Here is a 23,893-nt window from a genome sequence, read left to right on the forward strand (position 1 = left end):
CGGATTCCGCCCGCGTTTTCGACAACCCACAATTGAGCGAAATCGCACCAACCCATACTCTTAAAAGTGACATATCGAGTAGGAAACAGCGAATCTGAATTCCATAACACCTCTTTCCTACGTCAATAAATAGAGCGCATTTTGTAGTTAGATTGATTTATTTGCTTAAGATGCTATCGCTTCTTGGCGTATTTTTTGGGGAGGGAAGGATATGCATCGATCAATTAGGGTAGCGGCGATGGTTTCCGCAATATTTGTGGGACCCACCGCTGCTTTTGCGCAGGACCAAACAGCCGAAGCGGCTACGGAGGCACTGGAGCAGGCTAAGGCTGCCCGCGCTGAGGCGCTCCAAGCATTGCAGAAAGCTGATGAGGCCTTGGCGAGAGCAGAACGAATGTTGGCTGCATCGACTGACGGAACGACGCCAACAGCCGTTCCAACACCTGACAGCATCTCGGAAACCATCGACAAGGCACTATGCTTTGACGCTTCCTGTGACAGCGATGAAACCTTATCCGCCTTTGCCAAAGACCAATTGGGCCTCGCTCGGATAGCCGACTACAAAAACTCCGCAGAACTGGGCTTCTTCATACAGGGCGGTAAGGAGGGGCAATACGCGAGCCTCGGGCCGGTCTTTGTCAACCGCGCGCTCATAAGGATAGATGGCGAGCAGTATCGAAGCCGGGTAGATCGGTTTGGGATCAAAGGATTTGCGAGTATCGCAGAGGACAATTCCATTACACTTGGAAGTTGGTCTGCGGGCGACGGCCTTTCTGGCAACTCTGACTGGGCATTGGGCCTCGATTGGCGTCGAAGTTGGATGGCTCCACGCCAGCTCAAGGACGGACGCGACAGGCTAGCAAAAATGCTCGAAACGATCAGTCGGGATTGCGCCGTAGGACTTGGAAAGCCCTACACACCTTCATTGCATTCAGACAGTGATTGCCGCGAATGGATCGCCGACGACAAGGATCGTCAGAACAAATATTTCGGGAAATACGTCGCCCAATTCTGGGGCATCGGCGATGATGGAAAAGAGCAGATCCCGGAGTTCTACCTCGGGGCCCAGGGCAAGTACGGATTTCTCAGAGAGTCGTTCTACGCATTGCGAGACCCAGCAGGAACAGGTGTCACAATTCTACCCGCCCTTCCAACAGATCTGAATAACAATGCTCTCACTAAGGAAAGCTTCAATCCTGCCGAATTCAAGCTCTACGCCGGCCATGCACTTGTAACCTTTGACGACAACGGCTGGGATTTGGGGATAGCAGGTTCATTGGGATGGCAACGCTCTGTACGCTACCCAAAGGACGCCGAGGATGTGTCAGTTTGTTACGAAGACACAAATGTTGAAAACCCGACTTTCGGCTTCTCGAAGTGCAAGAAAATAAATCTTGCAGCGCCGTATGAAACTGACGGCGTTCTCATCGGCGCTGGATTCAATGTCCGCCCGCCTAGGACACTCGTCGGAAGGCCATACATGGGCCTCTTCGGATCATATGACACCGCAGTCGACCAATGGACCGCATCGCTGCCCATTGCATTCGCCATCGACGGCGATGGAACGCTGAAAGCAGGACTTAAAATCACTTACACCTCGGATGGCGAGACATTCTACGGTGAGAATATTCCTGCCAAAGGCAACATTGGCGTTTTCCTCGAACACGATCTGACATTCCCCTTCGTGCCTTGATGCGGTCTCAGGTGATTAGCAATCTGAGCCACATAACATCGGCTCATTTGAGGCAACCTTATGTCCCCCGCACCCACCCATGAACCGGCCCGAACCCCACCAGCGCCGCTCCCACAAACGGCAGCGCCACGACCCAAAGGCGTACGCCGGTCACCCCCTCGGGGCTGGCGATGCTGATGGCCCTAGCCTTCGTGGCCGTGTCCCTCTTTGAGCCGGACAAGTAGCCGCTCTGCCGTTTTTCGATCTCTGACGTTCTTACCGTCCGGCCAGCTCTCGAGAAGTGCTTCAAGCCTTTCCACTGACATTGGGTCGATGGGTTCGCGCTTCGGCAAATCCATTTTCTTGTCGGCGATCGAGGCTACAAACCGGTCTATCTGTACTTCTTCCAGTCGCTCGATGATCGCAATCAGTTGCTGCTTGTATCGGCCTCTGCCCAGGAATGTTCGAATACCCTCGACCAATCCCGAGAATATCAAGGCGGAGGCGGAAGCACGATCTTCGCGCTCGAAAGCATCGTAGTCGATTTCTGGACAGATATGCAGGAGAGCGCCACGCTCCCGGACTGCGAAAGATTCTTCAAAATGCGATAGGTCTTTGGGCAAGCAAATTGGCTGAAAGAGGATGCGTTCAATCTTCCCATCGACCTCGAACTGCTCGAGCTTGGAAGACAGCCAGTTACACATTTGGTCACTCAGCCACGTTACGTCTTCCGACTTCTCACCACCTGACACGACGCTGCTAAAGAATTCCAACTTCCTACCCCCGCACCCACCGGTAAACCGGCCCGAACCCCACCAGAGCCGCTCCCACGAAGGGCAAAGCCACGACCCACAGGCGCACGCCAGTCACGCCCTCGGGGCTGGCGATGCTGATGGCGGCGGTCATGGCGAGGCCGATGCAGATTGCGATCATGCCGATCACGAGGCGCAGGCGCGGAATGGGTGTCTCGCGTTTGGCGGCACCGCTGCCGCGTTCGTAGCGGGCGAAGATGGCGATCAGCGGCAGCAGCGCGGCGATGTAGAGCGCGAACCAGACGGGGCGGCTCCACCACCATTCCTCCGTCCCCGGCATGACGCGCAGGCCGATCCCTCGGGCGAGCCAAGCGGCGACCATCACCAGCACGTAAGCCGTCAGGTGCCAGAGATAGACGGTCATGATCATGCCGTTCATCAGTACCGTCGCGGTCCAGATCGAGAGGTTGTCGAGCAGTTTCCTGCCCCACGGCTCCAGCGCCAGCACCAGCCCCGTCTGCGTCATGCCGAGTGCCAGCAGCGCGATCGTCGGCGGCATGGAATTTGACAGCTCTGCCCCCGGCACGCCGATCATGGCGATGGGATAGGGGCCGACCAGCGTCAGGAAGAGTAGCACCGCGAGGCTCGCCGCGAAGAAGAACAGGCGATGGCCCGTGCTCCGGAATGCGCCGTCGTGCCAGGCGTAACCGAGTTGGTGGATGGCGACCCACACGAAGATGAAGTTGAGGAAGTCGACATAGGGAACGCCCTCGAACACTGCCAGATAATCGACGAGGATCGCTGCCGAGACCATCAGGAAGAAGGAGCGGAAGCCCATCTTGCGCCAGAGGGCGTATGTCAGCGGCGCGAGTGCAGTTACCAGTAGGTACACCGCGAGGAACCACACCGGGATCAGCGCAAGGAAGACCGCCATGCGCACCGTCTCGCGCGCCATGCCGACCTGCGTGGCGATGAAGGCGAAGGCTGCCCACACCAGCAGCACGGGAAAGACCGGGTTGATGAGGCGCTGGATGCGGCTGGCGAACCAGTCCGAATAATGGCTGTCCTTCGCGCGGGTCGAGGCCCAGCTCACCCCGTTCGAATAGCCGCCGACGAGGAAGAAGATCGGCATGACCTGGAAGCCCCAGGTCAGCCACTGCGTCCACGGCAGGATGCCGAGCAGGTGACCGCCCACCACCTCGCCGTCCGCAGCGATATAGGGCGCGGCGACCAGCCAGTGGCCGACCACCACCGCCAGGATAGACAGCGCGCGCAGGAAATCGACGTAGCGGTTACGCTCCGGCGGTGCCTGCTCTGCCAGCGATTTCGCCTTGTTCCACAATCCCATGCGCGCGTCCCTTGCCCCGTTACCCGTGTCGCTATGCCAAATGGCGGCCCTCTGGGAAAGCGACTACGGGGTAGCGGTTAATTGCCCATCAACACCTCAGTCCTAGGGATGCACAATGGCTTCAGACCTGCTCATTAACCGTCGGGTGGTGAAGAACACCGCGATCATCGCCGCCACGCTGACGGCAGGATCGCTGCTGTGCACGCTGATCGTCATGGCGTTCCAGCCCAGCAATGGTGAGAATATAGCCCTCGCACTTTCGCTGGCGCTCGTGATCCCGCTGGTGTGCAGCATTCCGGTCGGACTCTACGTGACCTCGCAAGGCGAAAGGCTGGCACAGCTCAACGCCCTGCTCGAGCACGAGGCCACGCACGATGCGCTGACCGACCTGCCCAACCGACGCGCCTTCTTCGACGCGGTGGAGCGCCGGCTGATTGCCGGTAAGGATGCAGGGCTGCTGTTGATCGACGCCGACCGGTTCAAGTCGGTGAATGACAGCCATGGACACCATACGGGTGACGAAGCCCTCAAGGCGCTTGCGCGCCTCTTCGCCGACGGGGTCCCACAAGAGGCACTGGTCGCGCGGCTGGGCGGCGAAGAATTCGGCGTGCTTCTTCCCGATGCCACCCTCGCCGAAGCGCGCGATTGTGCCGAGAGACTGCGCAAACGCGTGGCTGCACTCGACTTTCGCTCGCCCGAAGGTGCGTTATGCCCTTTGAGCATCAGCATCGGGATCGACGTCCTGCGCAATGAGGATCGGCCTTTCCCGCTCAAAGGGGCAGACCACGCGCTTTATGCTGCCAAGCAGGACGGACGGAACCGTGTGTCCATCTACGCGCCGCCCACCAGTTCCGCACGCGACGAAAAGGCTGCCTGACCGCCGCAACAGCGCTTCTTGATTGCCACGCGCCCTGCCCCCCTGCTAGCGGCGCGGCAAACGCAACCAAGGTGCCTGCCCATGTCCGATATCAAGCGCGTCGTCCTCGCCTATTCCGGCGGCCTCGACACTTCCGTCATCGCCAAGTGGCTCGAAGTCGAGCGCGGGCTGGAGGTCGTGACCTTCACCGCCGATCTGGGCCAGGGCGAGGAAATCGAGCCGGCGCGCGAGAAGGCCCGCGCCATGGGCATTCCCGACAAGCACATCTTCATCGAGGACCTGCGCGAAGAATTCGTCCGCGATTTCGTCTTCCCGATGATGCGCACCAACGCCCGCTACGAGGGCGACTACCTGCTCGGCACCAGCATCGCGCGCCCCCTGATCTCCAAGCGCCTCGTCGAGATCGCGCATGAGACGAATGCTGATGCCATCGCCCACGGCGCAACCGGCAAGGGCAATGACCAGGTCCGCTTCGAGCTTTCCGCCTACGCGCTCGATCCGGACATCAAGGTCATCGCCCCGTGGCGCGAGTGGGATTTGACGAGCCGTACGGCGCTCATCGCCTGGGCCGAGGCGCACCAGATCGCCGTCCCCAGGGACAAGCGCGGAGAAAGTCCCTTCTCCACCGATGCGAACCTCCTGCACACCTCCAGCGAAGGCAAGGTGCTCGAGGATCCGTGGGAAGAGACCCCCGATTACGTCTATTCGCGCACCGACCATCCCGAGGACGCGCCCGATACGCCTGAATATATCACGATCGACTTCGAGAAGGGTGACGGCGTTGCCCTCAACGGCGAGGCGATGAGCCCTGCCACGCTGCTGACCGCACTCAACGATCTTGGCCGCAAGCACGGCATCGGCCGCCTCGACCTGGTCGAGAACCGCTTCGTCGGCATGAAGAGCCGCGGCATGTATGAAACCCCCGGCGGCGAGATCTACGCCCGCGCTCATCGCGGCATCGAGCAGATCACGCTCGATCGCGGCGCGGCGCATCTCAAGGACGAACTGATGCCGCGCTACGCCGAGCTGGTGTACAACGGCCTCTGGTTCAGTCCCGAGCGCGAAATGCTGCAGGCGGCGATCGATCTCAGCCAGGAGAAGGTCAGCGGCACGGTCCGCCTCAAGCTCTACAAGGGCAATGCGATGGTGGTGGGCCGCAAGTCGGACAACTCGCTCTACTCCGAAGCGCATGTCACCTTCGAGGATGATGCGGGGGCCTATGACCAGAAGGATGCGGAAGGCTTCATCAAGCTCAACGCGCTGCGTCTGCGCCTGCTCGCCAAACGCGATCGGTAGAAAATTTCGCGTCGAAATCGCTTCGGGGGCTGAAAATTTCGCCCCCCGACGCTTTGGCGTTCCGATTTTTACGATGAACCGTTGACTTATCCACCCCCCTCCACAGCGAAAAGTGGGGAAAGTGGATAACTCGCCTCTTGCAAGCTTGAAGAATCGGCCGATCAGGCGCAGCTTCAATTCATCGGAACGGCGAAGAAAAATTCCAGCCAAGACGGTCTAACGACCTGAAAGGAAACGGAAATTCGGAACCGGGAAGACGCAGCGGGATCTGTCCGCGCACATCACGAGACCCTCGTGCAGAAGGTTCACGCCGGACGCAAGGTGGGTCGATGACGGAAGTGCGAAGGTTTCCAGCTGTGAGCCGGACCAACCCGGCCGATTGCCGAAGGTGGCGTCGTATAAAGGTCTTCGGACCTGAAGGCGATGTGACCGTTCGAGGCACCGGCCACCAACGGAAGGTCAGGCTGCGGAACCGCCCGTTGAAGCGCGGCTGGGCAAGGTAAGCGAACGATCTTCGGATCGCGACGCGACCGACACCGGGCCGAGTGGAGGGTAGATCCGGATGCCGGTGCGAGCGCCGGTGATAGAACCTGATGACTGTTTTCGAACAGCCTGATGGGAAAACATCGGATGCCAAGTCTGCGTCCCTTGAACTTCGGTTGAAGGAACACGGCCACGTATCGGTGAGAGTGGGGTCGGCAGCGATGCCGGCCCCATTTGCTATGGGCCACTGCCAATCCGACCATATCAAGGAACTGTTCCGCAGAGGTCGAATAATCTGCTGGTGTCCTTTCCCGGTGAGACCCCCAAAATGCTGTAGGGCAGCTTTTTACGAGGGCGAGACGCGGCGAAACGTGGCCATTTCGAGGCGGTTTCCGTCCGCGTTAACGACTCTCGCGCCGACCTCACCTATATCCTCCCGAACCAGACGGGAGGTCCATTCATGGCCAAACGCGCGTTTCGCAGCATGCTCTTCCTTGCAGCCCTGGCGCTGCCCGGCACGGCCGGTCATTCCGAAGAGCCCGAATCCCAGATCATCCCAGAGCCGACATTTGAAGCGCATTTTGCGCCTTATGCCGAGCTGCCCGAGGCACCCGAGGCCGGTCCCGGCGTGGTCGACATCGACACGTTCGAACCGCCGATCGAGGAAGGGCCTGCCAGCACTCCGCTCGGCAGCGGCGTTGCGTCCTATTACGGGCGCCGCTTCCATGGTCGCCGCACCGCCAGTGGTGAGCGGTTCGACATGAATGCCTATACCGCTGCCCACAAGACACTGCCCTTCGGCAGCATGGTCGAGGTCACCAACCCCCGCACGGGCAAGTCGGTGATCGTGCGCATCAACGATCGCGGCCCCTTCACTCCGGGTCGCACGATCGACCTCTCGCGCGCAGCGGCAGAGGAAATCGGCCTGGTCCGCCGCGGACACGGCAGCGTCGAACTCGCACTGCTCGATTAAGCTTTTAGATTAGAGCTCCAGCTCGCTCACTTCACGGAAGCTGCCGATCTTCCCGCGCGGGAAGGTGTTGAAGGCGATCGAGTAGCGGTTCTCGTTCGAATTGTTCACCTCGACATAGTGCTGGATCGCGCTCGAGAAGAGCACCAGGTCCCCTTCTTTCGGCACCACCGCATTGCGCGGCGTGTTGTAGACGTTCTGCTTCGCCTCGTGGACCTTCATCTCGATCTGGCGATAGCCATTGTCGCGCTCGAAGATCATGTTGCCCGGCGGAGTGGGCAGCGGCGCGTAATAGAGCGAGCCCGAGATCAGCGAGTTCGAGTGCGTATGCGCATGCATGCCGACGCCCGGCGGGTTCATCAGCGACCAGCTCTGCGTGACGGCCAGTTCGTGCGATATCCCCATCACCTCGCGCGCAAAGGTCGCAAGCCCCTCGTCTACCGCCTTGTTGATGCTTTTCATCTCCGGCCGGTCGAACAGCCGCAGCTCTTCCGAGATGTGGTTCACCTGGTTCGCATTCATCTTGAGCGACTGGATGAACTTCACCTGTTTCGGCGAAATCGCATCCTTGATGTTCATCACGAAATACGGCTCTGCGAAGAGCGGCTTCACGGTGAATTCGCGCGCAGGCGCGGCTTTGGCAGCAGTGGCCATGGTGCAGTCCCCAAATTTTACCCCGCCCGCTTCATAAACGTCGGTTGATCGGGATTTCAAGCACCGGAAGGAGACATCCCCAGCGCCGCCGCCAAGGCCACTTTACAGGTGAGCAGCCACCTTTCGGGACCGCCCGCCCCGCAAGCGCGCGCTCAGCGGCGCCGGCGACCAACCATCCATTCGCTGACGATCATCGCCAGGACCAGCGCGGCGAGTATGGTGATAAGGACGACAAGCCAGTCAGACATGGGAGAACTCCAGTGCACGAGGCGGGAGCAATGCCGGGGCTTCTCTCAGTCGCCGATAAGCCAATGCGTGGTCCGGCGATGGGAAGCCATCTACCACCCACACTCGGGCGAGCGTTAAAACATAGGTTATAGCCTCAGGCCTTTGTCACCCCTCGCGGTGGAAGCGAGACATTCGGGCAACAGTCCGCACAAGCCACGCCGAAACCCGCATCGCTTGGGCCGCGAACCGGATCTTGGGCGCCTCTTGGGCCGAACAGCTGGAGGTTCTGGAGAAACTCGGCCTGCGACTTGGGGCCGAAGATCGTGTGCCCCTCCCCGTGAGGACCGGCGGTGGGGGCGGCTTCGATGGTGACGAGAGCGTTCATGGTTCACCTCATGGGCTTGAATGAACCACGCGATTTATGACAGCCTCCATGCGTAGGAAAGAAAAAGGACCCGCTGCATGACCCTGCTAGATATTCTCGCAACAGTTTCAGTTGCAGTTTTGACCTCGCTCGTCACTATCCATCTAGCTAGAATGCGAACGGAAAGAGAATTTCAGCTTGAATACAAAACAGAGGAGCTGATCAAAAAACTATTGGAGCATGAGAACTACCGTTTGAGAACCTTTAAGACCCTAAAGCACCATATCGGCGGGTATGACGACAACGAGCTTCGGCGCATACTTCTTCGATCAGGAGCGCTGAAATTCGAAGATAATGCAGGCATCGAGGTTTGGGGCCTTCTCGAAAGAAATGAGGATAGGCTGACCGCGGAAACTGGCACTCGAAATAACTAGGTTTTGCACCGAAATAAATTGAACTTCGCGCTGCATTTGTTGCAATAGGCGATTGCATTCGTAATCTCCATCGCTGGAGAAACGATATGCATTATAGAAAGTTCTCAATCGAAAATTATCGAGGCATCGAGAAGACTCAAATCGAGTTGCCCACTTCCCAAGGAGCTCAGGCAACCACCCTGATAGGTCTGAACGAAAGCGGAAAGACCACTATTCTTGAGGCAATCTACAGCTTCTCACCTGATCCTGAAAGCAAAGCACTCTACGACGAGAGTGTGCTACTCAGCGACAATCCAGCGTACTTCATACCGCGCAAGCATTTTTCAAACTTCAACGGTGCCTCGACGGTAGAAGCAGAGGTCGAATGGGGCGAAGAAGAGCGCGACGATGCTATTGAACTGATGAAGCGCCGACATGCGATAGAAGTTGATCCCCAGTCGATACCCCTCAGCTTCACAATACGATCGGGACACTCCTACGAAGCCTCAAAACACAAGTTCCGGATCCATCGCTGGAATTTATCTCCAAAAGTCCGGACCGGTAAACAAAAGAATTTTCGAGACCCATCAAACGAAGAACGCCAAAACATAGTCTCGATTTTGTTAACCTTCTTGCCACGAATAGCATATTTTCCGACGTTCGTTTTTGACTTTCCTGAGAAAATTTATCTTAGTGGCGGTCCGGGTCACGGTAAAAAGAAGGCCCTGAACGAATTCTACAAGAATATATTCCAATCCGTTCTGGACTCCGGAGGCGCGGGCCACAAGATCGCGCCACACATAGTGAAACGGTTTGACGAACTGCACGGGCGAACGAAGGACGGTGAGTACAAAGAACCGGTTGCCCAAGGCGCGGCGGAACGGTCCAATCGAGAGATGATAAAGCAAACCGTCGATCGTGCGGCGGATACTGTCTCTGACTTCATCATCCGAAAATGGGATGAGATTTTTACCCACTCGCCTGTGCGTAAGGAAATTTCAATCGACGCATACGATAAATTTACGGAATACGACGACGAAACCACAAGTCATGATGTATGGATAGAATTTAAGGTAAGAGATTCCGGAAATAGGTATAATATTGCTGACAGATCACTCGGCTTCAGGTGGTTTTTTTGCTTCCTGCTGTTTACCAAATTCATGGCCACACGCGAGAGCAATCGTGGTATATTGTTTTTGTTCGATGAGCCGGCTTCGAATCTTCATGCCAAGGCTCAAGAAAAATTGTTAGACAGTTTTAGGGATATTTCACAAGCACCCAACAGCCTGATATTTTCGACGCATTCACATTACATGGTCGACCCACTGTGGCTTGAACGAGCTTACATCGTTAAGAACGACGCGATCGACTATGCTGATCCGAGTGGCGAAGGTAGCGCATCCGCAGACGCGCGCGTCGAAGCAATAAAATATCGGAAGTTCGTCTCTGAAGCCGACCAAGGTTCAGGGAGCTTGACCTACTTTCAACCGGTTTTGGACCGCTTGGAAGTAAAACCCAGCAATCTTGATTTACAAGATGAATGTATCGTTGTGGAAGGAAAATCAGATTTTCATATCCTCTCATATATTCGACGACTTTACCTGACCAGCTCTGTCCCAATCGTGCCGGCACTTGGCGCCACCACTATGAAGCCTGTCATTGCGATCCTGAGAGGGTGGGGCAGTAATTATCTTATCTTGCTTGACGGTGACAATGAGGGGAAGGCTGCCCAAAAGGAATATCGAAGATCGTTAGATCTCGACCATGAGGTCGTTTTACTTTCTGACTACGTGCAGACAGGGAAGGAAATCGAAGACCTACTAGATGCTGAGGATATAACCCGCATTCAAACGCAGCTGTCGTTGCCGCGAAAGCCAAACAAAAAGACCTTATCGCGCCTTTTCCAGGAAGCGAATGCGTCGGGCACTCGGCTGCCGCTGACTCGGGATACAATCACAAGGTTGAAGGATGTTCTGAAGGCACTAAACCAGTCACTTCAGAATCTTCGCTAGCGCCTCGTCACTCCGCCGCCTCCCGCTGCCGCTCCAGCATCGGCTTGAGATACTGCCCCGTATAACTCCCCTCGACCGCAGCTACCTCTTCCGGCGTGCCCTGGGCGACGATCTCGCCGCCGCGCACGCCGCCTCCGGGGCCAAGATCGAGGATGTGGTCTGCGACCTTGATGACGTCGAGATTGTGTTCGATCACGACGACCGAATTGCCCTGGTCCACCAGCCTTTGCAGCACTTCGAGTAGCTTCCTCACATCCTCGAAATGGAGGCCCGTGGTGGGCTCGTCGAGGATGTAGAGCGTCTGGCCGGTGCTGCGCTTGGACAGTTCCTTGGCCAGCTTCACCCGCTGCGCCTCGCCTCCGGATAGGGTGGTCGCCTGCTGGCCGACCTTGACGTAGCCCAGCCCCACCTCGTTGAGCATGTGCATCTTGTCGCGGATCGGGGGGACTGCCTTGAAGAAGCCTTCCGCGTCCTCGATCGTCATGTCGAGCACGTCGGCGATGGAGTGGCCCTTGAACTTCACCTCCAGCGTTTCGCGGTTGTAGCGCTTGCCGCCGCATTCCTCGCACGTCACGTAAACGTCGGGCAGGAAGTGCATCTCGATCTTGATCAGCCCGTCGCCCTGGCATGCCTCGCAGCGGCCGCCCTTGACGTTGAAGCTGAAGCGCCCGGGCTTGTAGCCGCGCGCCTGGCTTTCCGGGAGGCCGGCGAACCAGTCGCGAATCTGGGTAAAGGCGCCGGTGTAGGTCGCCGGGTTGGAGCGCGGGGTGCGGCCGATGGGCGACTGGTCGATCTCGATCACCTTGTCGCAATATTCGAGGCCGGTCACCTTGTCGTGCGCGCCCGCCACGATGCGTGCGCCGTTCAGCTGGCGCGCGGCGGAGGCGTAGAGCGTGTCGATGGTGAAGGACGACTTGCCCGAGCCCGAAACGCCGGTGATGCAGGTAAAGGTGCCGAGCGGGATGCTGGCGGTGACGTTGTTGAGGTTGTTCGCCCGCGCGCCGTGGACGGTGAGCTCGTGCCCGTTGCCCTTGCGGCGCGTCTGCGGGACGGCAATCTCGCGCCGCCCGGTGAGGTAGTCAGCGGTGAGCGACCTCTTCGACTTGAGCACCTGCTTGAGCGAGCCCTGCGCCACCACCTCGCCGCCATGCACGCCCGCGCCGGGGCCGAGGTCGACCACATGGTCGGCGGTGCGGATGGCGTCCTCGTCATGCTCGACTACGATCACCGTATTGCCGAGATCGCGCAGGCGCTTGAGAGTTTCCAGCAGCCGGTCGTTGTCGCGCTGGTGGAGGCCGATGCTGGGCTCGTCGAGCACGTAGAGCACGCCCGAGAGGCCCGAGCCGATCTGCGAGGCGAGACGGATGCGCTGGCTCTCGCCGCCGCTCAGAGTTCCGCTGGTGCGGTCGAGGTTGAGGTAGTCGAGCCCCACGTTGTCGAGGAAGCCAAGCCGCTCGTTGATCTCCTTGAGGATGGCCTTGGCGATCTGCTGCTGCGTGTCGCCCAGCGCATCGGGCAGCTTGAGGAAATAGTCCTTCGCATCGGCGACGCTCATCTTGGTGGGCGTGGCGATGTCGGTGCCCGCGATCTTCACCGCCAGCGCCTTCTCGTTGAGGCGTTTGCCGTGGCAGGTCTCGCAAGGCTGCGCGGTCTGGAACTTGGCCAGCTCCTCGCGCATCCACGCGCTTTCGGTCTGCAGCATGCGGCGGTTGAGGTTGCCGATCACGCCCTCGAACGGTTTGCGCACGGTGTATTCCTTGCGCCCGTCCTTGAAGGTGAGCGGGATCGCGCGGCCCTTGGTTCCGTAAAGGATGATGTCGCGGATTTCCTTGTCGAACTCCTCCCACGGTGTGGTCAGGTCGAACTCGTATTCCTTCGCGAGGCTGGCGAGCACCTGCATGTAGTAGGGAGAAGGCGGGTTGCTCTTGGCCCAGGGGACCACGGCGCCCTTCTTGAGGCTGAGCGCCTCGTTCGGCACGACCAGCTGCGGGTCGAACAGCTGCTTTTCGCCGATGCCGTCACAGGTCGGGCAGGCCCCCTGCGGCGCATTGAAGGAGAACAGGCGCGGTTCGACTTCCTCGATGGTGAAGCCGGAGACCGGGCATGAGAACCGCTCGGAAAACACGATGCGGTTCGCGGGCAGCCCTGCGCCCTTCATCGCGCCGCCCGAAGCTCCCTCGTCCTCGCGGCCCGGAACCACGCCATCGGCAAGGTCGACATAGGCAAGGCCATCGGCCAGCTTCAACGCGGTCTCGAAACTGTCGGCGAGGCGGGTTTCCAGCCCTTCCTTCACCGCGAGGCGGTCGACCACCACTTCGATGTCGTGCTTGAACTTCTTGTCGAGCGCGGGCGCTTCCTCGATTGGGTACATCTCGCCATCGATGCGCACGCGGGTGAAGCCCGCCTTCTGCCATTCGGCCAGCTCCTTGCGGTATTCGCCCTTGCGCCCGCGCACCACGGGGGCGAGCAGGTAGAGGCGCGTGCCCTCGGGCAATTCCATCACCCGGTCGACCATGTTGGAGACCGTCTGCGCCTCGATCGGCAGGCCGGTGGTGGGCGAGTACGGCACCCCCACCCTCGCCCACAAGAGGCGCATGTAGTCGTAGATCTCGGTCACCGTCGCCACGGTCGAGCGCGGGTTGCGGCTCGTGGTCTTCTGCTCGATCGAGATAGCGGGAGACAGCCCGTCGATATGCTCGACATCGGGCTTCTGCATCATCTCGAGGAACTGGCGCGCATAGGCGGAGAGGCTCTCGACATAACGCCGCTGCCCCTCGGCATAGATCGTATCGAAGGCAAGGCTCGACTTGCCGGAGCCCGACAGCCCCGTGATGACGATAAGGCTATCGCGCGGCAGGTCGATATCGACGCCCTTGAGGTTATGCTCGCGTGCGCCGCGTACGGAGATCTTGGTAAGTGCCATGGAGGAAGCGTGTTCCTGAATTGTTCGCTTGGGTCAAGTCGCCACGCACACCCGACTGGAGATGGCTACGCGTAATGAGTCGATGAGCGCGAGAACGGTTCCGAATGATGTAGGATTAGCGGTCGATTTTACAACGCATCGCCAGCTTTCCGGAGCGCCAGAACCTGTTCCGGAATAATTTGCTTTGCCAATTGATTGACTACTTCGAGAAAACAAATAACAGTTCATAAACTACGGATTTTTAGGGTGCTTTTTGGGGTCGCAATGTATTATCTCACAACCGATTCAGATTACGCGGGTTTCGAACAAGTCGATCTTGGAGGCGGGTCATCCGGGCAAAATTCGCTGTCGAGGACGTCAGACGGCGGATTTGTCTCGGTTGCCGAGAGCGACGGGAATATCCTCGTAAGGATCTTCGATGCAGACGGCCTGCAAACCGGTTCCGAGGTATTGGTGGCCTCGAACGGCTACGATCCTGAGATCGTGGGATTGGCTTCGGGCGGTTTCGCTGTGGTTTGGCAGGCGTCCGACGCTAGTCTGAACGGTATATACCTCCAAGTTTTCAATTCTGCCGGCGTAGCAACAAGTCCAGTTCGCGCCGTCAACGTCCAGACGTTCGGAAATCAGAGTCAGCCAGATATTGTCCAGCTAGCCGATGGCAATCTTGCCGTGGCGTGGACTGACAACGGGGACAACGGTGTAGGGAATATCGTCTATCGCCTCTTCGCAAGCGGCGGCTGGTCGATCAGCGGGCAGGTCTCGGTAACGTCCGACGATTTCGCCCAAAGTTATTATCCCCGCCTTGCAGCTCTCAATGACGGCGGCTTCGCCATTTCGTGGACAGGTCCGACCGAAGACTGGCGGTCGGGCGGCTCCTCCAGGGAAGTCAATGTTCGGATTGTCGATTCCGAATATCAGATGCAGCCGGTCAGCTTTTCGAGCTGGGATATCTCCGAAGGCCCTGCCAGCCACGACGCCTTTTTCAGTTCTATTGCGGTCCTCACTTCCGGAGACATCATAGTCACCTGGACGGACTCACCCTATCCGAATGCCTTCGTTTACGGTCAGCGACTGGATGCCAGCGGCTCCGCAATTGGAGATCCGTTTCAAATCGGCTCAAGCGATCCAGAAACGGGTCAATCTTCTGTAGTAGCTTTGGCAGACGGGGGATTTGTGGTCACCTGGCGAGCAGATACAGATGATGGCGGTTCCAATTATTTTCAAAGGGGCGAAATCTACGCCCAAAGATATGACGCCGAGGCAACTCCTGTTGGTGACAGGATTGTCGTCAACCAAGTCTCAGAGCTTGGCCAAGACCTTCCCTCCGTCGTCGAATTCGGATCCGGCGATCTTTATTTCATGTTCAGGGACTTCAACTCCCCAACCAGCTTTGCGTCGCGGACCTTCTATGATGTCACCAACGGCACGGCTTCATCAGATTTGCTCACGGGAACAAGCGGGATCGACATTCTTAGAGGGCTCGAGGGGAATGACGAACTTGTCGGGGGCGCTGGAAACGATGTCCTGGATGGAGGAGCAGGCTTTGATATCGCCTCCTACTCAAATGCAGGCACCGGGGTGCATATCACACTCGACACGCCCTCCGTCGTACGGGATAATTCTAGCGGCAGTGTAGACACTCTTATCTCGATCGAAGCTGTGCGCGGATCCGCATACGACGACCAGCTTCACGGCAGTGCAGAAGCCGATACTCTGCTCGGCGATGCCGGGCGTGACGAAATCCGAGGCAATTCCGGCAGCGACGCGATCGAGGGCGGCAATGGCAACGACTGGCTGTTCGGCGGTGCAGGCTGGGACGAGATCCGTGGCGGCGGCTGGTCGGACACGATCTACGGCGACAACGGCAACGACCGGCTTTTCGGCGATTACGGCAACGACCGTCTCGACGGTGGCGGCCAGAACGACTTCCTTGATGGTGGCTTCGGCAACGACATCCTGAACGGCAGCTGGGGCAAGGACACCATGACCGGCGGTGCCGGCGCGGACACCTTCGTGTTCGAGCGCGCGGACCATACGGGCCGCTTCTTCGGCAACGCTGACCTCATCACCGATTTCAGCCAGTCCGACGGCGATGTGATCGACCTCTCCGCAATCGACGCGATCGCTGGCACGGCAGGCGACGATGCTTTTACCTTCATTGGTTCGGACGCGTTCTCCGGAACGGCCGGCGAACTGCGCTTCTTCCGCAATGGAGGCGACACCTTCCTCGCAGCCGATGTGGACGGAGATGGATCGGCCGACATGTTCATCCAGCTAAACGGAGACCTGACGATGACGGCTGCGGACTTCGTTTTGTAAGCGCCACCAATGCGTTCCGCTTGACCCGCATCGAAATTAGCGAAAGGCTCCGCTTCATCGCAGAAATCCGGAGTCGCGACCATGGCGCTCAATCCCACCTACAACGTCGTCAATCTCGCCGATATCCCACAGGATATCATCGATTTGCTGCTCGGCGTGACGGACGAGGCATTCCGGCTTTGGGGTGCGGTTCTTGCCGGTGATGCGAATGTTGCGGTGCGGATCGAATTGGTAGAGTCCACCAGCACCGGGACCGCCGCGGCGACCTGGGGTAACGGCACCAATCTTGGTGTTTTCGAGGGCCGCAATGTGCTGGTTGGCGCGCCTGCCTATGAATTGCAGACCGGGCAGAATGTCAGCGACAGCGGGCACGACATCGTAATCTACATCTCGCGCGACTACCTGCTCAACGAGCTGTTCCTCGATTCCACCCCGCAGACGCGCGACGATATTCCCTCCGACCGGACCGACGGCCTCAGCGTCATGCTGCACGAGATCGGCCACGCCCTGGGCTTTACCGGCTATTACGGTTCGTCGAACGAATTCGCTTATGCGACCCCCTACGACCTGCGGCGCCTTACGATAGAGGGCGACCCGCATTTCCTCGGCCCCAACGTGGAAGCCTATTTCGGCGGCCCGCTGGACCTGACATTCGGAAACGCCGCGCATTACGGCAACAGCAACGCCTTTCCCGGCGACAGCGACGATCCTCGGCTGGGCCTGATGAACGGCGTCGTCTTCTATCGCGGCTATGCCTATACGATCGGCGAACTCGACCTCGCCATCCTGGCCGACACCGGCCTCGGCACGATCCTCGACGATGTGCTCGACGTCCCGCTTCACGATTACCTTCGCGGCGGCGAAGGCAACGACCAGGTCTTTGGCGGCGACATCGTCAATCACCTTTTCGGTGACGAAGGCGACGATTACCTGAGCGGAGCCGGCGGCGACGACGAACTGTTCGGCGGCATCGGTTCCGACGAACTGGCGGGCGGAACGGGCAACGACCTTCTCGACGGCGGTGCGGGTTTCGACATGGCATCCTACACCGATGCGGAAAGCGGCGTTTCGGTCACTCTGGCGATCCAGGGTGCCACTCAGGAGACGCTGGGTGCCGGCATCGACACGCTGGTATCCATCGAAATGCTCGAAGGCTCTGCTTTCGACGATGTGCTCGGAGGAAGCATGTCCGTCGACATGATCCTTGGCGGTGATGGGCGCGACCAGATCCGCGGCAATGGCGGCAGCGACACGCTCGAAGGCGGGATCGGCAACGACTGGATCTTCGGCGGGACCGGCTGGGACACGATCCGCGGTGGCGGCTGGTCGGACGGCCTGTTCGGCGAGAATGGCGATGACCGCCTGTTCGGCGAGTTCGGCAACGATCGCCTGCATGGAGGCACGGGCAACGACTTCCTCGATGGCGGCAGTGGCAACGACATATTGATCGGCAGCTGGGGCGTCGACGAGTTGACCGGAGGCGACGGTGCGGACACATTCCTGTTCGAGCGGACCAGCCAGTCGGGCCGCTACTTCGCCAGCGCGGACTTCATCACCGATTTCAGCCAGTCCGAAGGCGATGTGATCGACCTGTCCGCAATCGATGCGATAGCCGGCACTGCGGGAGACGACGCCTTCACTTTCATCGGGTCTGGCCGGTTCACCGGCACGGCAGGCGAACTGCGCTTCTTCCGCAGTGGCGGCGATACCTTTCTTGCCGCCGATGTCGATGGCGACGGATCGGCCGATATGTTCATCCAGCTCGCCGGCGACCTGACGATGACGGCGGCGGACTTCGTTCTCTAATTTCTGCACCTTTCGAGTATTCGCGGATTTTTTTGTGACTTTCTCTCGCAAACGTCAGATTTCGTAAAGTATTTCGACCTAGCTCTCCTTGCTGAATCCGATTGATTCACAAGGGACGCAACGCAAATGGCCGAATTTCTGATTGAAACCCAGGGTGACGAAAACTGGGTGCTTAGCCCCGATGGCGCCTTCATCTACGTGGCATGTAACGATGGTTACGTGCGCACCTACGATGCCTCGACCGGAGAGCTACAGGTCGAAACCTTCGTGGGCGACGACCTGGACGCAATCGCAATTTCGCCCGATGGCGTCTTTCTCTTCGTCAGCCTTGCGACGCTGACCAACGAAGCCGGCACCGGAGCCGACTTCACCGCAACCGGACATCTCGCACTGATCGACGTCGGCTACGGTCCCGACCCTTATACCGGCGATTTCTACGTCAGCTATTTCGAGGTGCCGATTTCCGGAGATGATCGCGGGATCGCCGACATCTCGGTCAGCGACTACGGCGAAGTGCTGGTGTCGCTACACAGCGCAAACGGAACCTCGTCTTCGCTCATCAGCCTCGACCTTGGCTACGGCGGAATGACCGATCTGGGCGATATACCCGGCGACGGAACCGCTGTGTCACTCACGCCTTCTGGTGCCTATTCGATGACGCTGGTGGGCGAACTTTACCAGGCAGACAGCCAGTTCAGCCTCGTCACGCCCGATGGCTATGTCTTCACCGACAACACCTTCACGCAGCCTGGAGTGATGGACTTCTCGAGCGGTGTCGAAGCCGTGTCGGGCAACGACTACGATGGCTATATCGCAGTGTTCGCAGACGGCGCGCTCAACATCTTCACGAAGGACTTCTATTACATCGACACGCTGTCGATGTATGATGGCTTCTCGGGAGATATCGCCGCCCTCGCCTTCAGCGCCGATGGCGAGACGCTGTATGCCTATGATGCGGCGGCAGGCGTGATCGTGAGCTACGTGGCGGGCTTTGACGACTTCACCGGCCCGACCTTCACGCAGGGCGAAACCTTTGCCGTCGACGGTATAACGGCCGCGGTACTGCCCTACGGTATCGAAATGGCGATCTCAGCCGACGGCAGCCAGGCATTCCTCAATACGACCGCCGGCATCCTGTCGGTCGCGCTATCGGGCGGCGGAACTGGCAATCCAGCCGATAACGACATTCTCGAGGGCACACCCGGCGACGATGTGCTCGACGGCGGGATTGGCGAGGACACCATGACCGGCGGGCTCGGCGACGACACCTATTACGTGGATAATCCGGGCGATCTCGTCGTGGAACTGCCAAATGAAGGCACCGACACCGTCATTACGTCCTACGGCACCTACACGCTGCCCGACAATGTCGAGAACCTTGGCATTACCGGCGACGCGACCGACTTCGTGCTGACCGGCAATGAACTCGACAACCGGATGGAACTCGGTACCTACATCATTGACGGTTTGGGCTCGCTCGAAGCCTATGGCCTTGGCGGCGCCGACTATATCGATGCCAGCCTGCTGCAGTCCTGGAATGGCTGGACGATCCTGCTCGACGGCGGAGAAGGCAACGATACACTCTTCGGCAGCGACTTTGGCTACAACCAGCTCTACGGCGGCGATGGTGCGGACCTTCTTTACGCCGCCGGGTCCCAGAACGATCTTTATGGTGGCGACGGGGTAGATTACCTGACCGTCGCCGGATCGGGCAACTCCACGCTGGATGGCGGCGCCGGGATCGATACGCTCGATGCCAGCCTTGCCACGGGTTACGTTTTCTTCTGGGTCGACGACACCGACGATGTAGTGATCGTCGGCAGCGGGGTCGATTACTGGTCGGGCAACCCCACCAATTACCTGCACACCACGGCCGACTATTACGTCATTCCCGAAGGCATCTTCGACGTCCGGTTCGAGGGCAGCGGATACACCCAGACGGTGGTCGGTACCGACAGCACCAACCATTTCCGCGGGATGGACGCGCTCGACACGGCAATCGGCGGTGGCGGCAACGACTATTACTACCTCAACAGCGGCGATGCGACCGTGGTCGAAGATGCCGATGGTGGATACGATCGCGTACAGCTCATTACCGGCTCGAGCTATACCATGGCGCTCAATGTCGAGGAAGCGACCGTCTTCAACAATGCCACGCTCTACGGCAACGAACAGGACAATGTCCTCGCGGGCCAGTACGGTACTTTCTACGGTGGCGCGGGTAACGACACCTATCGGGTTTGGGAAACCGGCACGATTGTCGAGTATGCCGACGAAGGCATCGACACGGTCCTCGTCAACTACAGCTATACGCTTGGTGCCAACCTTGAGAACATCACCTACCGCGAATTCTGGCATGCCAATGGCGCACAGCTGACCGGCAACGAACTCGACAACGTAATTACCGGCTCGAACGGCAACGAGACGCTGAGCGGCATGGCAGGATCGGACACGATCTATGGCGATGTCGAAGGTGCGGAGATGCACGCGACCTATGACGCGGACGACATCATCCACGGCGGCGACGGCCAGGATTTCCTCTACGGTGTCTACGGCAACGACACGATCAATGGCGACGACGACGTCGACTATATCTACGGCGGTGACGGCAATGATATCGTCGATGGCGGCCATCACTCGGACCGCGTCTGGGGCGAGGCTGGCGACGATACGCTATACGGCGGCACCGGCTGGGACCGCCTCGACGGCGGCGACGGCAATGACTGGATGGCTGGCGGCAACGGCACCGACTACCTCTTCGGTGGCGCGGACGATGACGAAATCCACGGCGGCAATGGTCACGACCGTGCCTATGGCGGCACCGGTGCCGACCTGATCTTCGGCGAGGACGGCAATGATCGCATCCTCGGCGGCAAGGACAATGATACGATCGACGGCGGCATCGGCGACGACCTGCTCTTTGGCGGCGCCGGCAACGACGTGCTGCTGGGCGGAGAAGGCAACGACTGGCTGCGCGGCGAATGGGGCAAGGACATACTGACCGGCGGCGCCGGTGCAGACACCTTCGTCTTCGGCAGGTACGAAACCGGCAAGTGGCTCAGCAGCGCCGATGTCATCACCGACTTCAGCCAGGCCGACGGCGACCTCATCGACCTCAGCGCCTTCGATGCCGACACCTCGAGCGGCGCGGACGATGAATTCACCTTCATTGGCGATGCCGCATTCAGCGGCACTGCGGGCGAACTGCGCTATTCCAGCGACGGCAACCAGACGATGGTCGAAGGCGATGTCGACGGTGACGGCACTGCTGACTTCATCATTGTGCTTGACGGCGACATCGCGCTGCAGGGCGCCGATTTCGTGCTTTAGCAATAACTTGCGCAGGCATGCTGGATTTCACGGGGCGAGGTAAAAGGATTAACAATACTAGGACGGTTCATTAACCTTCATGTGCTAGGCCCTCCCCCGAAAGAGGACCTGCAAGACCATTGCTCGCTAGAGAACATCCCGATGCCGTCAGGGCAAGCAAAGGAGGCACCGCGCGTGCCGCCGCGATGGATGCCGAATACGAGGTCCAGCGCGAGGCGATCCTCGCCATGCTCGAACGCGAGCGACGGTCGCTCACCGCGAGCCTTTTCGGGCTGGCAATATTGCTCTGTGCAATTGCGCTGATGGGCATGCCGCAGCTGCATGTGATTGCCATCTGTCTGCGCGCCTGTTCTTTCCTTTTTACCCGCTGGGCGGCGACCGATCTCGAGCGGGTTTATCGCGAGCGCGGCGACACGGTCTGGCCGCGCCGTATCCTGTTCATCGCCATGTGCCTGACCGGCGCCACGCTCGGGCTGATGGCCCTTCCACCGCCTGAAACCGCCTTGGTCGCTTCCGGCCTGATGATCTACGCCGCAGTGCTGATGATCCTGACATTGATCGCGGTTACGCTGGCTGCCCTGCCTGGCCCGCGCGACGGCATGCTGGCGAGCTTCCTGCTGACCCTTGCCGTGCTGGCTTTCTTCTATCCTGACGGCCAGAACCCGACGATCCTTGCGATCGGAGCAATGGCGGTTATCGGGATCAGGGTCTATTCCGCCAATACCGGCCATCATATCATCGCATCGGCGGAGATACTGGTCGAGAACCGCGAACTTTCCGATGAGCTTTCCGAAGCGCTCGCCCATGCCGAATTCCTCAGTTGGCGTGACCCGCTGACAGGCCTCTTCAATCGCCGTAAGCTGTTCGAAGAGCGCGAGCATGACCCGCAAAACGGATCGGCGCGCCATGTCCTTGCGATCGACCTCGATCACTTCAAGGGGATCAATGATCGCCACGGCCATGCGACGGGGGACCGCGTGCTGGTGGCATCGGCCGACGTCATTCGCGCCCGCCTTCGGGCGTTCGGCGCAGACCACCTTCCTGCCTTCCGCCATGGCGGGGAAGAATTCATCGTCATCCTCGATGGCTGCGACTGTGCCGAGGCGCGCCGTTTCGCAGAGGCCCTGCGCGAGGATATTGCCAGCATCGACGTGGGCATTGACGGGGCTGGTCGTGAAACGGTCACTGCCTCGATCGGCCTTGCGCGGTGGCACCCCGACGAGACGCTAGACGATGTCCTGCAGCGCAGCGATCTTGCCTGCTACCAGGCCAAAGGCGAAGGCCGGAACCGGGTCAGCGCGGTCGCCTGATTTTCTTGGTGTCCTCCGCAAAGCGTGGCCCGTTGTCGGCGGGTCGTGGACCCAATACCCTCTCCCGTACGTTCTATAGACAAGCACAAGTCGCCAATGCGCTCTTTTCGATAGTTGCGCGCACTGAGCAGGCAGACGAGGCGCATTGAGGCTCCTCGCGCAGAAATACTAGAACGAAGGCGCATTTTCTTAATGCCAGACACAACAGATAAAGGTCAGGTCGCGCCGACTTCATCCGCCTCCACGGCCGCCGACGAACGGCGATCGATCCAGAGCGAACGGCTCAAGGCGATCATGAAGGAGCTCGACCGTCCGCTCGACAACGAAAAATGGACCGCTACCCCGCATGCAGGCGAGAACCGCAAGGCGTCGGGGATGCTCCGCCGCATCCGTCGCCATCGCGACCATCGGCGCGCACTGAAGCGCGCACGAAAGGCTGCGGCCGGGGTCTACAATGTCAAACCGAGGCTCTCCACCCGCAAGCGTGCATCGCTTATGATGGGCGCAGGCGCGATGAGCCTTGCCGCCTTTACCGGCCCTCCGGTCCAGCGTCCCAAGACAAAGCAGACCGTGGCCGTGACCGAGCCGCTTGCGGAGAACGACACCGTGCGCAAGCCGGCAGTCATCCTGAAGGCAAGCGACGAGTTTAAGCAGGCGCTGATCGAAGAAGAAGGCGTACGCTATACCGTATATCGCGACGTCGCGGGCTACCCCACCGTGGGTGTCGGCCACCTGGTCCGCCCCGCAGACAATCTGCGCGTTGGCGACAGGGTGTCCGAGCAGCGCGTGCTCGATTTCCTGGAAGAAGACCTGAAGACCGCCGAACGCGGCGTGAGGATCCTTGTGGGCGACCTGCCCCTCTACCAGCACGAATTCGATGCGTTGCTCGACCTCGTTTACAATGTCGGCCTCGGTAATGTTTCGGAGCGCGAAAGCCCGCGCCTCAACGCCGCTATTGCCGACCGGGATTACGAAGCGATTGCCGCCGAACTCGACTATACGCATGCAGCCGGCAAGGTTGCACGCGGACTTGAATACCGTTCGGAGCGCAGGGCCCAGATCTTCATGGACGCAAGCTATGATGACCCGCGCGAAACCGGCGCCACCCGTGTAACTACATAAGGGATTATTACTGG

Annotated in this window: 16 protein-coding genes; 11 read left to right on the forward strand and 5 right to left on the reverse strand. The window is 59.4% G+C overall.

Annotation, left to right across the window (positions count from 1 at the left end; all coding sequences use genetic code 11):
- The first annotated feature begins 238 nt into the window (after window positions 1-238).
- Complete coding sequence (locus tag K3136_RS02320; RefSeq protein WP_221431323.1) at window positions 239-1,693, forward strand: hypothetical protein; 1,455 nt, start codon at window positions 239-241, stop codon at window positions 1,691-1,693.
- A 182-nt stretch (window positions 1,694-1,875) separates the two neighbouring features.
- Here K3136_RS02320 and K3136_RS02325 read toward each other — a convergent pair whose 3' ends face one another.
- A complete protein-coding gene (locus K3136_RS02325; protein WP_221431324.1) occupies window positions 1,876-2,445 on the reverse strand; it encodes a hypothetical protein in 570 nt (189 codons plus the stop codon).
- Between the two features lie 4 nt (window positions 2,446-2,449).
- The gene (locus K3136_RS02330; RefSeq protein ID WP_221431325.1) at window positions 2,450-3,772 is read right to left on the reverse strand and encodes an acyltransferase family protein; all 1,323 of its coding nucleotides are present in this window, start codon (window positions 3,770-3,772) and stop codon (window positions 2,450-2,452) included.
- Between the two features lie 115 nt (window positions 3,773-3,887).
- On the opposite strand from K3136_RS02330, the gene K3136_RS02335 reads away from it, so the two are divergent.
- The 3 genes from K3136_RS02335 (at window position 3,888) to K3136_RS02345 (ending at window position 7,401) form a co-directional block, all read left to right on the forward strand.
- Window positions 3,888-4,649, forward strand: a complete 762-nt coding sequence (locus K3136_RS02335; RefSeq protein ID WP_221431326.1) for a GGDEF domain-containing protein — start codon at window positions 3,888-3,890, stop codon at window positions 4,647-4,649.
- Between the two features lie 81 nt (window positions 4,650-4,730).
- On the forward strand, window positions 4,731-5,945 hold the full coding sequence (locus K3136_RS02340) for an argininosuccinate synthase (RefSeq protein WP_221431327.1): 1,215 nt from the start codon (window positions 4,731-4,733) through the stop codon (window positions 5,943-5,945).
- Window positions 5,946-6,888: 943 nt separating this feature from the next.
- Window positions 6,889-7,401 (forward strand): septal ring lytic transglycosylase RlpA family protein, encoded by a 513-nt coding sequence (locus tag K3136_RS02345; RefSeq protein WP_221431328.1) that lies wholly within the window; start codon window positions 6,889-6,891, stop codon window positions 7,399-7,401.
- A gap of 9 nt (window positions 7,402-7,410) precedes the next feature.
- Here K3136_RS02345 and K3136_RS02350 read toward each other — a convergent pair whose 3' ends face one another.
- Together K3136_RS02350 and K3136_RS02355 are read right to left on the reverse strand one after the other, a co-directional pair.
- On the reverse strand, window positions 7,411-8,052 hold the full coding sequence (locus K3136_RS02350; protein WP_221431329.1) for a TIGR02466 family protein: 642 nt from the start codon (window positions 8,050-8,052) through the stop codon (window positions 7,411-7,413).
- Window positions 8,053-8,434: 382 nt separating this feature from the next.
- Window positions 8,435-8,665 carry a hypothetical protein gene (locus tag K3136_RS02355; RefSeq protein ID WP_221431330.1) on the reverse strand — a complete coding sequence of 77 codons (231 nt, stop codon included), beginning with the start codon at window positions 8,663-8,665 and terminating at the stop codon, window positions 8,435-8,437.
- A gap of 77 nt (window positions 8,666-8,742) precedes the next feature.
- On the opposite strand from K3136_RS02355, the gene K3136_RS02360 reads away from it, so the two are divergent.
- Together K3136_RS02360 and K3136_RS02365 are read left to right on the forward strand one after the other, a co-directional pair.
- On the forward strand, window positions 8,743-9,078 hold the full coding sequence (locus K3136_RS02360) for a hypothetical protein (protein ID WP_221431331.1): 336 nt from the start codon (window positions 8,743-8,745) through the stop codon (window positions 9,076-9,078).
- Window positions 9,079-9,164: 86 nt separating this feature from the next.
- The gene (locus tag K3136_RS02365) at window positions 9,165-11,069 is read left to right on the forward strand and encodes an ATP-dependent nuclease (protein WP_221431332.1); all 1,905 of its coding nucleotides are present in this window, start codon (window positions 9,165-9,167) and stop codon (window positions 11,067-11,069) included.
- 7 nt (window positions 11,070-11,076) lie between these two features.
- On the opposite strand, the gene uvrA is transcribed toward K3136_RS02365, so the two are convergent.
- A complete protein-coding gene (uvrA, locus tag K3136_RS02370; RefSeq protein ID WP_221431333.1) occupies window positions 11,077-13,992 on the reverse strand; it encodes an excinuclease ABC subunit UvrA in 2,916 nt (971 codons plus the stop codon).
- 264 nt (window positions 13,993-14,256) lie between these two features.
- Here uvrA and K3136_RS02375 point away from each other — a divergent pair, with 264 nt between their 5' ends.
- The 5 genes from K3136_RS02375 to K3136_RS02395 all read left to right on the forward strand — a co-directional run bounded on the left by K3136_RS02375 (window position 14,257) and on the right by K3136_RS02395 (window position 23,879).
- The gene (locus K3136_RS02375; protein ID WP_221431334.1) at window positions 14,257-16,311 is read left to right on the forward strand and encodes a calcium-binding protein; all 2,055 of its coding nucleotides are present in this window, start codon (window positions 14,257-14,259) and stop codon (window positions 16,309-16,311) included.
- A gap of 81 nt (window positions 16,312-16,392) precedes the next feature.
- Window positions 16,393-18,117, forward strand: coding sequence for a calcium-binding protein (locus K3136_RS02380; RefSeq protein WP_221431335.1), 1,725 nt, complete (start codon window positions 16,393-16,395; stop codon window positions 18,115-18,117).
- A 126-nt stretch (window positions 18,118-18,243) separates the two neighbouring features.
- Window positions 18,244-21,447 carry a hypothetical protein gene (locus K3136_RS14110; protein WP_221431336.1) on the forward strand — a complete coding sequence of 1,068 codons (3,204 nt, stop codon included), beginning with the start codon at window positions 18,244-18,246 and terminating at the stop codon, window positions 21,445-21,447.
- Between the two features lie 119 nt (window positions 21,448-21,566).
- Window positions 21,567-22,757, forward strand: a complete 1,191-nt coding sequence (locus K3136_RS02390; protein ID WP_221431337.1) for a GGDEF domain-containing protein — start codon at window positions 21,567-21,569, stop codon at window positions 22,755-22,757.
- A 192-nt stretch (window positions 22,758-22,949) separates the two neighbouring features.
- Window positions 22,950-23,879: a lysozyme gene (locus tag K3136_RS02395; protein ID WP_247711405.1), complete on the forward strand. Its 930-nt coding sequence runs from the start codon at window positions 22,950-22,952 to the stop codon at window positions 23,877-23,879.
- The last annotated feature ends 14 nt before the right edge of the window (window positions 23,880-23,893 follow it).

It is taken from the genome of Qipengyuania gelatinilytica (assembly GCF_019711315.1).
Lineage (GTDB): Bacteria > Pseudomonadota > Alphaproteobacteria > Sphingomonadales > Sphingomonadaceae > Qipengyuania > Qipengyuania gelatinilytica.